Source organism: Agromyces sp. S2-1-8, assembly GCF_021129215.1.
Lineage (GTDB): Bacteria > Actinomycetota > Actinomycetes > Actinomycetales > Microbacteriaceae > Agromyces > Agromyces chromiiresistens.
Genome location: NZ_JAJOLP010000001.1, coordinates 1,833,717 through 1,847,072, shown reverse-complemented (window position 1 = coordinate 1,847,072; position 13,356 = coordinate 1,833,717). Strand labels below are relative to the sequence as shown.

Sequence of the window (13,356 nt, the reverse complement as noted above, 5' to 3'; positions counted from 1 at the left end):
TGTTCGTCGCCGAGAAAGAACCACCGTGGAAAATTCGGTATCATCGACCAATCCTGTTCGTTCGTTCGAAAGGCGGTCGCATGATGACCGATGCACCGCAGATCAGCGCCCCGGGGTCCGACCCCACGGCGGTCGCACTCGACGCGATCGACCGGCAGATCATCGCACTCCTCCACGAGAACGCCCGCATCCCGAACGTCGAGCTCGCCCGCGCCGTCGGCGTCTCGCCGTCGACCTGCCTCGCCCGCGTGCGCTCGCTGCGCGAGCGGGGCGTCATCGTGCGCTACACGGCCGAGATCTCCCCGGCCGCGCTCGGCTACCACCTGCAGGCGCTCGTGAGCGTGCGCATCCGACCCGGAGCGAGGCACCTCATGGAGCAGATCTCGGACGACCTGCGACGCGAGCCCGAGGTCGCCCAGCTCTTCTTCCTCGGCGGCACGGAGGACTTCCTCATCCACGTGCGGGTACGCGACAGCGACCACGTCCGCCAGTTCGTGCTGAAGAACCTCTCGGCGAACCCGGCCGTCGCCCTCACCGAGACGAACCTCGTGTTCGAGCACCACACGGCGATGTCGGCGGGTCTTCGCGCGGTGCTCTGACCCTGGTTCGAGACCTCGCTCCGCGCCTCTTCAACCCTCGGCGGGACCGAGCGGCAGGATCTCGCCGAGGTCGAGCCCGTCGGGCGCCTCGAGCTGTGCGTACGTGCAGCTCTCGGGCGTGCGGTCGGTCCGCCACCGGCGGAACTGCACCGTGTGCCGGAACCGGTCGCCCTCCATGTGGTCGTACGCGACCTCCACGACGCGTTCGGGCCGCAGCGGCACGAACGAGAGGTCCTTGCCGGCGCTCCACCGGCTCACCGCTCCCGGCATGCGGGTCGTCGCATGCGCCTGGGCCTCGGCCCATTCTCCCCACGGGTGGTCGGACAGGTCGGTGGGGACGAGCGGTGCGAGCTCGGCGACGAGCTCGGCGCGACGGGCCATCGAGAACGCGGCCACCACGCCGACGTGGTGCAGCCGCCCGTCGTCGCCGTACAGCCCGAGCAGGAGCGACCCGACGACGTCGCCCGACTTGTGCCACCGGTACCCGGCGACGACGCAGTCGGCCGTGCGCTCGTGCTTGATCTTGAACATCGCGCGCTTGTCGGGCAGGTACGCGCCCTCGAGCGGCTTGGCGACGACCCCGTCGAGCCCGGCACCCTCGAAGCGCGTGAACCAGTCGCGGGCGACGTCGAGGTCGGCCGTCGCCGGCGTCACGAACACGGGGTCGGATGCCTCGGCGAGCGCCTGTTCGAGCCGCCGACGCCGCTCGCCGAACGGCGTGCCGGTCAGGTCGTCGTCGCCGAGCGCGAGCAGGTCGAACGCGACGAACGAGGCCGGGGTCTCCTCCGCCAGCAGCTTCACCCGGCTCGCCGCGGGGTGGATGCGCTGCTGCAGCGCGTCGAAGTCGAGCCGGCCGCCCCGCACGAGCACGATCTCGCCGTCGACGACGCACCGGTCGGGGAGCTCGCGCCGCAGCGCCTCGATGAGCTCGGGGAAGTAGCGGGTCATCGGCTTCTCGTTGCGGCTGCCGAGCTCGACCTCGTCGCCGTCCTTGAACACGATCGTGCGGAAGCCGTCCCACTTCGGTTCGACGTGCCCGACATCGGGGATCTCCTTCACCGACTTGGCGAGCATGGGAGCGACGGGCGGCATCACCGGGAGATCCATTCGACCATCCTGCACCCGGCCGCCGACGAGCGGTAGCACGCCCCCACGGCGGGGTCAATCCCTCGCCGTGCCGCGTCGCCGACGCGTAGCGTCGTCAGCGACCGACGGGGACGTCGGCATGAGCGAGTCGACCGCGAGGGAGCTGATATGAGTTCGATCATCGACCGCCCCGTTCATCGTCGTGACCGGGACCCCGACTTCGCGCTGCCGCCGATCGGCCTGTGGTGGCCGATGCTCGAGGGCACCCTCCGACGCGAGATCCTCGAGAACCTCGAGGCTCCGCTGCGTGCCGTCGTCGTCCGCCGCATCTTCGAGCTGTGCGAGCTCGACGTGGGCCCGGCGCCGCGCATCGGCGTGCACCTCGACGAGAACCAGCGCGCGTACATCGCCGGCTGGATGCACGCCGTCGACTGGACCTGAGCGCCGTCCGGTGTGCGCAGGGCATCGTCGTGATGCGACGATAGACGGATGCCCTCCGATTCCTACCCGCTCGTCGAGGAGCTCGCGATCGCCCGATTCGTCGGGCCGTTGAGTCTCAGTCGCGGGCGCACGGTCGAGCGCGCGGGCGCGGTCCGGCACCTCGCCTGGGATGCCTCGGGCTTCCGTCTCTCGGCAGCCGTCGACGGCACCGCGACGGCGCCGTACCGGGTGGAGGTCCGCCTCGACCTCGGCGTCCCCGGCCGCACTACGATCCTCTCCGGCACCTGCACCTGCCCGGTCTCGCGCAACTGCAAGCACGTCGCGGCCGTGCTCCTCGCCTCCGGCGAGCGCCATCGCCTCGACGAGGCGCCGCCGGCGCCCGCGTCCCCCGTCGATCCGGCAGAGCCCGAGTGGCGCACGGCGCTCAACGCGCTCACGGCGACCGCGACCGCGACCGGCGTCGAGGCCGCGCCGCGGCAGCCGCTCGCGCTGCAGTTCGAGCTCCGCGAACGGATCACCCGCCGCGGGGCGCGCCAGTCGGCACGCGACGAACCCGCGACCAACGAGGAGGCGGTCGAGCGGCTCGCCGTTCGACCGGTGACCCGCGGTGCGAGAGGCGGCTGGATCAAGGCGAACCTGACCTGGCAGAACGTCGGCTTCCAGGGGCGGGCGGGCGGATTCGACCCGCGACAGGCACGCTGGTTCGCCGAGTTCTCCATGCTGAAGGGCGCGAGGCACGCCGGGTTCGCCGAGTACGGCTCCGCGTGGATCTCGCTCGACGACTACGAGAGTACGACCCTGTGGGCGCTGCTGGCCGCCGCCCCGGCCCACGGCATCGAGTTCGTGGGCACCGGGGCGCGCACGGTGATCTCGGTGGCGGCCGCCGCCGACATCGGCCTCGAGGTCCGGCGGGACGACGCCGAGACGGAGGCGGCGCCGACGGACCACGCCGAAGCTTCGTCCTCGGCGGCGAACCGGCTCGAGCCCGTCGCCGAGGCGCCGACCCCGATCGCGCTCGAGCTCGCCTCGAGCGTGACCGTCGACGGGGAGCGCCACGCGAGCCGACGCGCTCGGCTGATCGGCGACCACGGCGTCTACGTCTTCGACTTCGCCCGCGGGCGGATCGTGCTCGCCCCGCTCGCCGCGCCGCTCCGTCCCGCCGCGCGGGCGGCGGTCCGGCGACGCGAACCGATCGTCGTGCCGGCCGACGAGGTCGCGACGTTCACCCGCGAGCAATACCCCGTCCTCGCCCGCTCACTGCGGATCTCGAGCGACGACCCGGCCGTCGACCTTCCCGAGCTGCCGCCCGCGACGCTCGTCGCGGTCCTCGCCCACGAACCGGGCCAGGTGCTCCGCATCGGCTGGGAATGGGAGGCCGACGGCGGCCGCCGGCTGCCGTTCGACGTGCCCGACGCCGAGTTCCACGATCCCGTGCTCGAACGCCGGCCGGCCTTCGAGGCCGCCGGGATCGCCGCCGACGAGCCGGCGGGTGCGCCGCTCCTGCGCGCCCCAGCGCGCGACGGACGCTCCGACCCCGCGCTGCGGCCGACGACCGTGCTGCGCGGCATCGAGGCGGCCGAGTTCTCGACCCGCGTGCTGCCGCGACTGCGCGAGCTCGAACGCCTGCGCATCGACGAGACCGGCGAGGCGCCCGAGTACCGCGAGCTGACCGAGGCACCGAGGCTCGCCGTCACCGCGGTCGAGAGCGAACGCACCGACTGGTTCGACCTCGGCGTGATCGTGACCGTCGAGGGCAAGAAGGTGCCGTTCGGCCCGCTGTTCCGTGCCCTGTCCCGCGGGCAGAAGAAGCTGCTCCTCGTCGACCACAGCTACCTCTCGCTCGACCACGAGGTGTTCGCGCCGCTGCGCGAGCTCCTGGAGGAGGCCGGGACCCTCGACGAGTGGGAGACCGGCGAACTCGCCATCCATCGCACCCAGACGGCGCTGTGGTCGGAGTTCGAAGACCTCGCCGACGAGTCCGAAGCCGCGGTGTCCTGGCGCGAGACGGTCGCCGGGCTCCGCTCCCTCGAGCGCATCGACCCGGTGGCACCGCCCGCGGGCCTCGCGCTCGAGCTCCGTCCCTACCAGCTCGAGGGCTACCGCTGGCTCGCCTTCCTGCACCGGCACCGGCTCGGCGGCATCCTCGCCGACGACATGGGACTCGGCAAGACGGCCCAGACCCTTGCGCTCGTCGCCCACGCCCGCGAGCTGGATGCCTCGGAGCCGCCCTTCCTCGTCGTCGCGCCGACCTCGGTCGTGTCGAACTGGGCCCGGGAGGCATCCCGCTTCGTGCCGGGGTTGAAGGTCGCGACCGTCACCGCGACCCAGGCGGCGAGCCGGGTGCGGCTCGCCGACGCGATCGCGGGCGCCGACCTCGTCGTGACGAGCTACGCCATCCTGCGGCTCGACGCCGAGGCCTTCGCCGAGCCCGAGTGGACCGGGCTCGTGCTCGATGAGGCCCAGTTCGTGAAGAACGGCAACTCGAAGGCGAACCAGGCGGCCCGGGACATCCGTGCGCCGTTCCGGCTGGCCGTGACCGGAACCCCCGTCGAGAACAACCTCATGGAGCTGTGGGCGCTCATGAAGGTCGTCGCGCCCGGGCTCTTCCCCTCCGCACGGGCCTTCGCCGAACGCTATCGCCGCCCGATCGAGAACGACCGCAACACCGAGCGGCTCGCGACGCTCCGCCGACGCATCCGCCCGCTCGTGCTGCGCCGTACCAAGGAGCTCGTCGCGCCGGAGCTGCCGGAGAAGCAGGAGCAGGTGCTGGCGGTCGCGCTCGACCCCGCGCACCGCCGCATCTACGACACATTCCTGCAGCGCGAGCGGCAGAAGCTGCTCGGCCTCATCGACGATCTCGACCGCAACCGGTTCACGATCTTCCGCTCCCTCACGCTGCTGCGCATGCTGAGCCTCTCGCCGGCGCTCATCGACTCCGAGCAGTACGCCGACGTGCCCTCGGCGAAGCTCGACGCCCTCTTCGAGCAGCTCGACGAGGTCGTCGCCGAAGGCCACCGCGCGCTCGTCTTCAGCCAGTTCACGTCGTTCCTGCAGCTGGCGGCCGCCCGTCTCGAATCGGCGGGGGTGCCCTACGCCTACCTCGACGGCGCGACCCGCCGCCGCAGCGAGGTCATCGACCGGTTCCGCACCGGCGGTTCGCCCGTCTTCCTCATCAGCCTGAAGGCCGGCGGCTTCGGGCTCAACCTGACCGAGGCCGACTACGTGTTCCTGCTCGACCCCTGGTGGAATCCCGCGAGCGAGGCCCAGGCGGTCGACCGGGCGCACCGCATCGGGCAGTCGAAGAACGTCATGGTCTACCGACTCGTGGCCGAGGACACGATCGAGGAGAAGGTCATGGCGCTCAAGGAGAAGAAGGCGGCGCTCGTCTCGTCGGTGATGGACGACGAGGAGTTGTTCGCGACGGCGCTCACCGCCGACGACCTCCGCGGGCTGATCCAGCCCTGAGCAGGGCCGACGAGGTGCCGCCGGGCCGGTGAGGGGGAATCACCGGCCCGGCCGTCGACAGCCCACGCGGGTAGGGTCGCGAGCCCATCGACGGCGTACACCTGAAGGCACACGCGTCGCAAAGGCGAGGAAGGAGCACATACCCCCGAGCTTCTCCCCCGTCGCTCTCCGCGCACGCAGTAACGAGGAGGCGATGAACCCGAATCATCGCCGCCGCCACGTCGCGGAGTCCTTCGACTCTATCGGGTGTCGTCCCCCGGTCAGGGGGACGACACGTGCCGAACGTCCCGAATTGGACGATTCGGCTCGAGCACGCGTGGTGCCCCTGGAGGGACTCGAACCCCCAACCTGCTCCTTAGGACGGAGTTGCTCTTCCATTGAGCTACAGAGGCTGACCCGAAGAGTCTAGCCGCTCCGCTACCGTGGAACGCGGCGCACGCGGGTGCGCCATGGAGCGGCTCGTCCGCGAGCGACGGAAGGCGGGCATCATGGCCGACGGCACCACGAGGTTCTGGGTCGGCGCCTCGACGCTCGGAGCCCTCGGCTCCGCCGCGACGGGCGTGCGATCGCTCGACGTCGACACCGAGGGCCGCGCCGTGCTCGGCGACCCCGTCGAGGTCGGCGAGAACCCGATGTTCCTCGCGATCTCGCCGGCGAACGGCGTGCTCGCCATCGCGCACGAGCTCACCGACGGGCGTGTCTCGACCTGGACCCTCGAGGGCGACGGGCTCGCCGCGTTCGGCCGTGCCGGCTCCGCGTCGGGCGATCCCTGTCACGTCGCCTTCGACGAGTCGGGCGAACTCGCGTTCGCCGCGAACTACTCGGGCGGCCGGCTCACGGTGCACCACATCGCACCGGATGCCTCGGGCGACGCCGTGCTCGAGGCCGAGTTCGCCGGCACCGGTCCCGACCGAGCGCGCCAGGAGTCGTCGCACCCGCACCAGGCGGTCCTCGACTCGGCGCGCGACCGGTTGCTCGTGCCCGATCTCGGCGCCGACCGCGTGCGGGTCGTCGGCCTCGCCGCCCTCCCCGAATCGCTCGGGCACGACCCGGCCGCCGACATCGTGATCCACGCCGGCGCCGGGCCCCGCCATCTCGTGGTCAGCGGCGACCTCGCCGTCACCGCGAACGAGCTCGACCGCACCGCGAGCGTCGTCGACCTCGCCGAGGGCCGCGAGCTCGGCTGGTTCCCGATCGGGCCCGAGACGCCTCCGCGCGGCCTCGGCTGCTCTGCGATCCGCCTCACGCGCGGCGGCATCGTGCTCGTCGGCGACCGTGACGCGGACGCGCTGCGCGGCCTGCGGCTCGACCGCGATGCCGCGACGCTCGAGCTCGTCGCGACCGTGCCGACCGGCGGCCGCCACCCGCGCGACCTCGAGCTGACGCGCGACGAGCGATTCGCGCTCATCGCCGACCAGGGTTCCGACTCGATCGCGATCGTCGCGCTCGACGGGGAAGGCGTGCCGGTCGAGGTCGTCGGCACCGTGTCGACGCCGGCGCCGGCCTGCCTCGCACGGGTGCCGTAGGGGTCTCGATACGCGTCGACTCCGTCGGCGCTACTCGACCGACGGAACCCACCGGGTCGGCTCCGTCGGCGCTGCTCGACCGCCGGATCAGCCCGTCAGACCGGCGGGTACAGGTACAGCGCGTCGCCGGCGGGGATCGTGCGCCGGTGGTACGAGTGGTCGGAGTTCTGGTTGTACTCCTCGATGTTCACCGAACCGTCGGCGTTGATCGACTGCACGTAGGCGACGTGGTTGTAGGGGAACCACGCGACCGCGCCGACGACCGGCGTCGACGAGGTCGGCCAGCCGTGGGCGACCCATTCGTCGGCCCACGCATAGGCGCTGCCGGAGGCCAGGTTCGACCAGTCCCACTTCCACGGGGCGCTCGTCACCCCGGCATCGCGGTTGAGTCGCCACGCCACGAAGTCGACGCACTCCCGGTAGTAGTAGCGCAGCGGCGACAGCCCCCCGCCGTAGTCGTCGGGCAGCTGGTCCCACCAGGGGTAGTCGTCGCCCTGGGCCTGCACGGCCGGCTTGGCGTACGCGCCGTTGCCCCGTGACGCGAGTTCGGCCGCCCAGGCTCGCCGTTCGGCCTCCTCGGCCGCGAGCCGGGCCTCCTCGATCTCGGCCTTCGTCGTCACCGCGTAGCCGTCGACCGTGATCGGGGCATCGCTCGCCATTGCGCCGACGCTGAGCCCCTGCGCCTCGGCGACCGACTTGCTGAAGGCTCCGGATGCCTCGAACTCGGTGCCGTTCGGCACCATCGCGTAGGCCGGCAGCGCGACCGTGCCGACGATCGCGGGCACGATGACGATCGTCGAGAGCACCCGCAACCGGCGGTCCCGCGAACGGGCCGTCGCGCTCGGTACGGGCGCCTGGCGCGGGGACGGAACGCGCCGTGCCGTCCGATGCGTCGACCGGGCCTCGGCAGCACGACGACCGTGCTCGGGTTCTCGGGGGCGGCTCCGCACCCGACCTACCCTAGGGCACGTCGCGACGCTTTGTCACGATCGACCCGCGCCGGCTCCCCCGCGTGTCCCGAACCGGTGGACGGACGTCAGGCGGCGGCCGCGAGGAACTCGCTCCACTGCGGCAGCGGGCGCTCGACGCCCCGTACGACCCAGGTGCGTCCGTGCGGCATCTTGGGGGTGAAGCGCAACTCCCACCCCATCTCCGCCGGAGTGCGATCGCTCTTCACGTTGTTGCACCGCAGGCAGCATGCCACGAGGTTCTCCCACGTGTCGCGCCCGCCGCGCGAACGTGGAAGCACGTGGTCGATCGTCGCCGCGCTGCGTCCGCAATAGGCGCAGCGGTGATCGTCGCGTCGGAGCACGCCGCGTCGGGTCACCGGAATGCGGTGCGCTCGTGGCGCCCTGACGTAGCGCGTGAGCAGGATCACGCTGGGTCGCTGCCAGCTTCCGCTCGCCGCGCACACCGGATTGCCCTCCTCGTGCACGAGGACCGTGGCCTTCTGGTTCATGACGAGCAGGAGCGCCCGCTTGAACGAGACGACGGCGAGCGGTTCATATCCGGCGTTGAGCACGAGAGTGCGCATGGGGGGCCTTTCGTTCGGTGCTGGATGGCTTCCAGCCGCGTGGACGGTTCGGCGACCCGGTGTCGGCCGTCCTGGCCGAACCGGCAGGGCGTGCAGCGCCGAGCCCCGGAGAACGCGAAACGGGCACCGCCATGAAGACAGTGCCCGTCGAAGTGCTCGCCCGGATGATGCTCGGCTGACTGCTCGGCCGATGGTCGAAATGCGCGCGCGCATCCGTGGAATGGATGCTGCGCCAGCCCGCCATCGCCCTCCCCCTGCTCGGATTCTGGGATCGTCAGGGCTTCAGGGTAGAACACGAACGGCGCGCCGGATACTCCCGGCGCGCCGTTCGTCGCGTGCGAGTCACGCGGTGTTCATGTTCAGATGCCGATTCGGACGATGTAGTAGTCGCTCGTCCAGATCGGCTGCACGCGCACCGAGGCCCCCTCGTACGGCGCGTGCAGGATCATGCCGTTGCCGGCGTAGAAGCCGTCGTGGCCGTCCATGATGACGAGGTCGCCCGGCTGCGCGTCGGCCTCCGAGATGACCGTGCCCATGGCGCCCTGGCCGGAGGACGAGTGCGGCATGCTGACGCCGAACTGCGCGTAGACGTACATGACGAAACCGGAGCAGTCGAAGCCGGCGGGCGTCGCGCCGCCGTAGACGTAGGGCACGCCGACGTACTGCGTGGCGACGTCGTAGACGCTCGCGAGGTCGAAGTCGGGGTACGGCGGGTTCGCGAGGAGCTCCGAAGCGCTCGGCCCGTCGTACGACGCGGCGTACGAGGCCATCGCGTTCTCGGCGGCGATGCGAGCGGCCTCGGCCTCGGCCGCAGCGCGTTCGGCGGCGCGGATCGATTCACCGGTGACCGTCTTGTACCCGTCCTCCGTGACGGGGGCGGCGATCACGTCGTCGGTCACCTCGACGGTCTGGGCCTGCGCCTTCGAGAGCCTCGTCGCATCGGTCTCGCCGAACTGCGGACCGATGCTGCCCGGGGCGATGGCGTAGGCGGGAATCGCGAGCGTGCCGACGATGCCGGCGGCGACGGTCATCACCATGATGTTCGCGAGACCGCCGCGCCGGAACCGGCGGGTCGACGGCAGCGGCTTCGTTGCGACAGCCTTCGCGAGATCGGGAGTGGGGGGATTCTGGGGCGCCTTCGAGGCGATGATCGCCTTCGTCGCGGCCCCGCGGGTGCGGCTCTTCGAGAGCCGACGCCGTGAGAGTCGAGCCAAAACGTGTACCTCCGTCGCCCCGCGACACCTGGATGCCGCTCCACCTGTTGCGCACGCGGCGCTTCACGGGTACCGGATCGAGCAGTGGAACGCGGGAGGCGTCTCGACCCTGGTCCACCGGCGGGCTTCTCGCCAGCAGACTCGTACGAGGGTACGCGAGTGCCGCCCGAATGTCACATTCTGATCACGGCGCGGCGCAGATCACCCGATCAGCGGCCAGAATGCGCCATCACTCGGCGATGAAGATGTGGCTCGCGACCTCGGTCGGGAGCTCGAGGCCGCCGCCCGCTCCGTCGACGCGCACGAGCACGTAGCCCCCGGCACGGCTGAAGCTCGCCACGGCGCCGGGGACGATCCCGGCCTGCTTCAGCTGGCCGAGCAGCTCGGGGTCGAACTGCACGGGCTCGCCGAGGCGGCGCACCGTGCCGCGCACCGGTTCGTCGCGATCGGCGACGAGCTCGACCACGTTGACGACGCCGGCGAGGAAGGGATCGGCGGGTGCGAGCCCGAGTTCCTCGAGGCCGGGGATGGGGTTGCCGTAGGGCGACTCCTTCGGACTGCCGAGGATCTCGATGATGCGTCGCTCGACCTGCTCGCTCATCACATGCTCCCAACGGCATGCCTCGTCGTGCACGTACTCCCATTCGAGCCCGATCACATCGGCGAGCAGCCGTTCGGCCAGCCGGTGCTTGCGCATGACGTGCACGGCCTTCGAACGCCCGGTCTCGGTGAGCTCGAGGTGGCGGTCGCCGGTCACGACGACGAGTCCGTCGCGCTCCATGCGCGCGACCGTCTGCGAGACGGTGGGACCGGAGTGACCGAGACGCTCGGAGATGCGCGCGCGCAGGGGGACGATGTTCTCTTCTTCGAGGTCGAGGATCGTGCGCAGGTACATCTCGGTGGTGTCGATCAGATCGGTCACGCGTGTCCTCCCATTGCGTCGCAGCCCGTCATCCAGCCTAGTGGCCGCCGCCCGCTCGCTAGACTCGTCGCATGCCGAGCCTCGTGATCCCCGCTTCCCTGCTGCCCGCCGACGGACGCTTCGGCTGCGGCCCGTCGAAGGTGCGTCCCGAGCAGCTCGCGCACCTGGCCGAGTTCGGCCCGGCGATCCTCGGCACGTCCCACCGCCAGGCGCCGGTCAAGGACCTCGTGGGCCGCGTGCGCACCGGCCTCGCGGAGCTCTTCTCGCTGCCCGACGGCTACGAGGTGGTGCTCGGCAACGGCGGCTCGACCGCGTTCTGGGACGCGGCGTCGGCGTCGCTCATCGACCGTCGCGCGCAGCTCGCCTCGTTCGGCGAGTTCGGCGCGAAGTTCGCGAAGGCCGCCGGTGCCCCGTGGCTCGAGGCACCCGATGTGCGCACCGCAGCTCCGGGCGCGAGTGCGCGGCCCGAGGCTGTTGCCGGCATCGACGTGTACGCGTGGCCGCAGAACGAGACGTCGACGGGCGTGCAGGCCCCCGTCGCCAGGGTCGCGGGCGACGACGGCGCACTGACCGTGATCGACGCGACGAGCGCAGCCGGCGGTGCCGCCGTCGACGCACGCGAGTTCGACGTGTACTACTTCGCGCCCCAGAAGAACTTCGCGGCCGACGGCGGCCTCTGGTTCGCGATCCTCTCCCCCGCGGCGATCGAGCGCATCGAGCGCATCGCCGCGACCGACCGGTACATCCCCGAGTTCCTCTCGCTGAAGAACGCGGTCGACAACTCCCGGCTGAACCAGACGCTCAACACCCCGGCCCTCGCGACGCTCCTCCTCATGGAGAACCAGATCGACTGGATCAACGCCTCCGGCGGCCTCGCCTGGGCCGACGCGCGTACGCGCGAGTCGTCCTCGCTGCTCTACAGCTGGGCCGAGGCGAGCGACGTCGCGACGCCCTTCGTCGCCGACCCCGCCGACCGCTCGCAGGTCGTCGTCACCATCGACTTCGACGAGCGCGTCGACGCCTCGGCGATCTCGAGGACGCTCCGCGAGAACGGCATCGTCGACACCGAGCCCTACCGCAAGCTCGGTCGCAACCAGCTGCGCATCGCGACGTTCACGGCGATCGAACCCGCCGACGTGCGAGCGCTCATCGCCTCGATCGACCACGTGCTCGAGCGGATCGGCTGACCCGATGCGGCTCTGGCTGGGCGAGAGCGAGCGCAGGCCCGATCCGGCGCCGGCCCGGGCCGACGCGCGCAAGGCGCTCGTCGCCGGAACGATCGGCTGGATCGCCCTGCTCGGCGCGTGCCTCGCGTTCGGCGACTGGTTCGAGGCGTCGGGCCTCGGCTGGCTCACCGCGGCGTCCGTCGTCGGGGTCGCGCTCGGCCTCATCGGCCTCGGCGTCGTGCAGACGATGCGCCGACGCGCACGTCAGTCGCCGGCGGGCGTCTCCGACTCGGGCGCCTGAGCGGCGTCCACCTCGGGCGATGGGTCGTCCCCATCGACCTGGCCGGCATCGTCGTCGTGGTCGCCCTCGTCGTCGTCTCCGTCGTCGAGCGCGTCGATGTCGATCCCGTCGAAGTCGTCGTCGGCCTCGAGCCCCTCGTCGAGCCCGTCGTCCTCGTCGTCCTCGTCGTGATCGTCGCCTTCGCCGTCGTCGAGACCCTCGTCGTCGTCGATCTCGTCATCGGCGGAGGTCTCGTCGTACTCGTCGTCGTCCGCCCCGGCGGCCTCGGCGGCCGCAGCTGCCTGGACGGCCCGGTACTCGGCGAGCCGCTCCGACCAGGGCACCCACTCGGGCGCGAGCAGCGCGTGCTCCCCCGGCATGAGTTCGGTCTCGAGCACCGTCGGCTCGGCGTCGTCGACCCTCGCGATCGTGACGCTCCAGTGCCAGCCCGGATAGCCGGCGAGGTCGGCGGCGAACTGCAGGGTGAGCACGTGCTCGCCCTCGGCGATGTGCCCGACGACCGAGCCCACGGTCTCGGGCGCCGTCACCTCGAGCAGGGCGCGCTGGGCGAGCGAGGCCGAGGCGAGCAGCACCTCGTCCGCGACGAGGGCCGGCGCCGCGTCGTGTTCGGTCGTCGTCTCGGCGACGACGTCGTCCGTCGCCGTCGCGGGGACGACCTCGTCGTCCGCCGTGTCGGGTTCGCGCGGCTCAGGCATCCAGCTCGTCAGCCACCTTGCGCAGCAGCGCCGCGATCTGACGGCCCCGCGCCTTGTCGGGGTAGCGGCCGCGACGGAGGTCGCTGCCGGCGGCGTCGAGCCACTTCACGAGGTCCTCGACGATGACGGCCATGTCGTCGGCCGACCGCCGGTTCATCTTCGCGAGGCTCGGCGGCGTCTCGATGACGCGCACCGAGAGCGCCTGCGGCCCGCGGCGCCCGTCGGCGATGCCGAACTCGACCTTCGATCCCGCACGCACGGTCGCGCCGGCGGGAAGAGCGGAAGCGTGGAGGAAGACCTCCTGGCCGTCATCTGAGCTGATGAAGCCGAACCCCTTCTCCTCGTCGTAGAACTTGACCTTGCCGGTGGGCATCGCAGAACCTCGCTTATACGTCGCACGGCGCGCC

13 protein-coding genes and 1 tRNA gene are annotated in these 13,356 nt (G+C 71.5%); 6 read left to right on the top strand and 8 right to left on the bottom strand.

The window, feature by feature from the left end; genetic code table 11:
- Positions 1–80 precede the first annotated feature (80 nt).
- The gene (locus LR269_RS08385; protein WP_231430279.1) at positions 81–599 is read left to right on the top strand and encodes an Lrp/AsnC family transcriptional regulator; all 519 of its coding nucleotides are present in this window, start codon (positions 81–83) and stop codon (positions 597–599) included.
- A 30-nt stretch (positions 600–629) separates the two neighbouring features.
- Here the strand turns inward: LR269_RS08385 and LR269_RS08380 are convergent, their stop codons facing one another.
- Positions 630–1,706 (bottom strand): ATP-dependent DNA ligase, encoded by a 1,077-nt coding sequence (locus tag LR269_RS08380; RefSeq protein WP_231430278.1) that lies wholly within the window; start codon positions 1,704–1,706, stop codon positions 630–632.
- A gap of 147 nt (positions 1,707–1,853) precedes the next feature.
- Between LR269_RS08380 and LR269_RS08375 the strand changes: the two genes are divergently transcribed.
- Together LR269_RS08375 and LR269_RS08370 are read left to right on the top strand one after the other, a co-directional pair.
- Positions 1,854–2,126 (top strand): hypothetical protein, encoded by a 273-nt coding sequence (locus tag LR269_RS08375; protein WP_231430277.1) that lies wholly within the window; start codon positions 1,854–1,856, stop codon positions 2,124–2,126.
- A gap of 48 nt (positions 2,127–2,174) precedes the next feature.
- Positions 2,175–5,591, top strand: a complete 3,417-nt coding sequence (locus LR269_RS08370; protein ID WP_231430276.1) for a DEAD/DEAH box helicase — start codon at positions 2,175–2,177, stop codon at positions 5,589–5,591.
- Positions 5,592–5,908: 317 nt separating this feature from the next.
- On the opposite strand, the gene LR269_RS08365 is transcribed toward LR269_RS08370, so the two are convergent.
- Positions 5,909–5,983: transfer RNA gene (locus LR269_RS08365), tRNA-Arg, on the bottom strand.
- 96 nt (positions 5,984–6,079) lie between these two features.
- Here LR269_RS08365 and LR269_RS08360 point away from each other — a divergent pair.
- Positions 6,080–7,117: a beta-propeller fold lactonase family protein gene (locus LR269_RS08360; protein ID WP_231430275.1), complete on the top strand. Its 1,038-nt coding sequence runs from the start codon at positions 6,080–6,082 to the stop codon at positions 7,115–7,117.
- 95 nt (positions 7,118–7,212) lie between these two features.
- Here LR269_RS08360 and LR269_RS08355 read toward each other — a convergent pair whose 3' ends face one another.
- From LR269_RS08355 to LR269_RS08340, 4 genes are all read right to left on the bottom strand, one after another.
- Positions 7,213–7,902 (bottom strand): CHAP domain-containing protein, encoded by a 690-nt coding sequence (locus LR269_RS08355; protein ID WP_231430274.1) that lies wholly within the window; start codon positions 7,900–7,902, stop codon positions 7,213–7,215.
- A gap of 251 nt (positions 7,903–8,153) precedes the next feature.
- Positions 8,154–8,651 (bottom strand): HNH endonuclease, encoded by a 498-nt coding sequence (locus tag LR269_RS08350; RefSeq protein WP_231430273.1) that lies wholly within the window; start codon positions 8,649–8,651, stop codon positions 8,154–8,156.
- A 359-nt stretch (positions 8,652–9,010) separates the two neighbouring features.
- Entirely contained in the window at positions 9,011–9,865 is an 855-nt protein-coding gene (locus LR269_RS08345) for a C40 family peptidase (RefSeq protein ID WP_231430272.1), read from the bottom strand.
- Between the two features lie 229 nt (positions 9,866–10,094).
- Positions 10,095–10,787, bottom strand: coding sequence for a metal-dependent transcriptional regulator (locus LR269_RS08340; protein WP_231430271.1), 693 nt, complete (start codon positions 10,785–10,787; stop codon positions 10,095–10,097).
- Between the two features lie 71 nt (positions 10,788–10,858).
- Here LR269_RS08340 and serC point away from each other — a divergent pair, with 71 nt between their 5' ends.
- Together serC and LR269_RS08330 are read left to right on the top strand one after the other, a co-directional pair.
- Positions 10,859–11,974: a phosphoserine transaminase gene (gene serC / locus LR269_RS08335; RefSeq protein ID WP_231430270.1), complete on the top strand. Its 1,116-nt coding sequence runs from the start codon at positions 10,859–10,861 to the stop codon at positions 11,972–11,974.
- Between the two features lie 4 nt (positions 11,975–11,978).
- A complete protein-coding gene (locus LR269_RS08330; protein WP_231430269.1) occupies positions 11,979–12,254 on the top strand; it encodes a DUF2530 domain-containing protein in 276 nt (91 codons plus the stop codon).
- Here LR269_RS08330 and LR269_RS08325 read toward each other — a convergent pair.
- The gene (locus tag LR269_RS08325) at positions 12,218–12,949 is read right to left on the bottom strand and encodes a DUF3027 domain-containing protein (RefSeq protein ID WP_231430268.1); all 732 of its coding nucleotides are present in this window, start codon (positions 12,947–12,949) and stop codon (positions 12,218–12,220) included. The two genes, LR269_RS08330 and LR269_RS08325, sit on opposite strands and share 37 nt — an antisense overlap.
- Positions 12,942–13,322, bottom strand: coding sequence for a cold-shock protein (locus LR269_RS08320; RefSeq protein WP_231430267.1), 381 nt, complete (start codon positions 13,320–13,322; stop codon positions 12,942–12,944). The genes LR269_RS08325 and LR269_RS08320 overlap by 8 nt, the downstream gene beginning before the upstream one ends.
- Between the last annotated feature and the right edge of the window lie 34 nt (positions 13,323–13,356).

Coding starts and splice junctions, on each gene's coding strand:
- LR269_RS08325 (WP_231430268.1), bottom strand. CDS start 12,949: ATGCCTGAGCCGCGCGAACCCGACACGGCGGACGACGAGGTCGTCCCC.
- LR269_RS08360 (WP_231430275.1), top strand. CDS start 6,080: ATGGCCGACGGCACCACGAGGTTCTGGGTCGGCGCCTCGACGCTCGGA.
- LR269_RS08375 (WP_231430277.1), top strand. CDS start 1,854: ATGAGTTCGATCATCGACCGCCCCGTTCATCGTCGTGACCGGGACCCC.
- LR269_RS08380 (WP_231430278.1), bottom strand. CDS start 1,706: ATGGATCTCCCGGTGATGCCGCCCGTCGCTCCCATGCTCGCCAAGTCG.
- LR269_RS08385 (WP_231430279.1), top strand. CDS start 81: ATGATGACCGATGCACCGCAGATCAGCGCCCCGGGGTCCGACCCCACG.
- LR269_RS08350 (WP_231430273.1), bottom strand. CDS start 8,651: ATGCGCACTCTCGTGCTCAACGCCGGATATGAACCGCTCGCCGTCGTC.
- LR269_RS08370 (WP_231430276.1), top strand. CDS start 2,175: ATGCCCTCCGATTCCTACCCGCTCGTCGAGGAGCTCGCGATCGCCCGA.
- serC (WP_231430270.1), top strand. CDS start 10,859: ATGCCGAGCCTCGTGATCCCCGCTTCCCTGCTGCCCGCCGACGGACGC.
- LR269_RS08330 (WP_231430269.1), top strand. CDS start 11,979: ATGCGGCTCTGGCTGGGCGAGAGCGAGCGCAGGCCCGATCCGGCGCCG.
- LR269_RS08320 (WP_231430267.1), bottom strand. CDS start 13,322: ATGCCCACCGGCAAGGTCAAGTTCTACGACGAGGAGAAGGGGTTCGGC.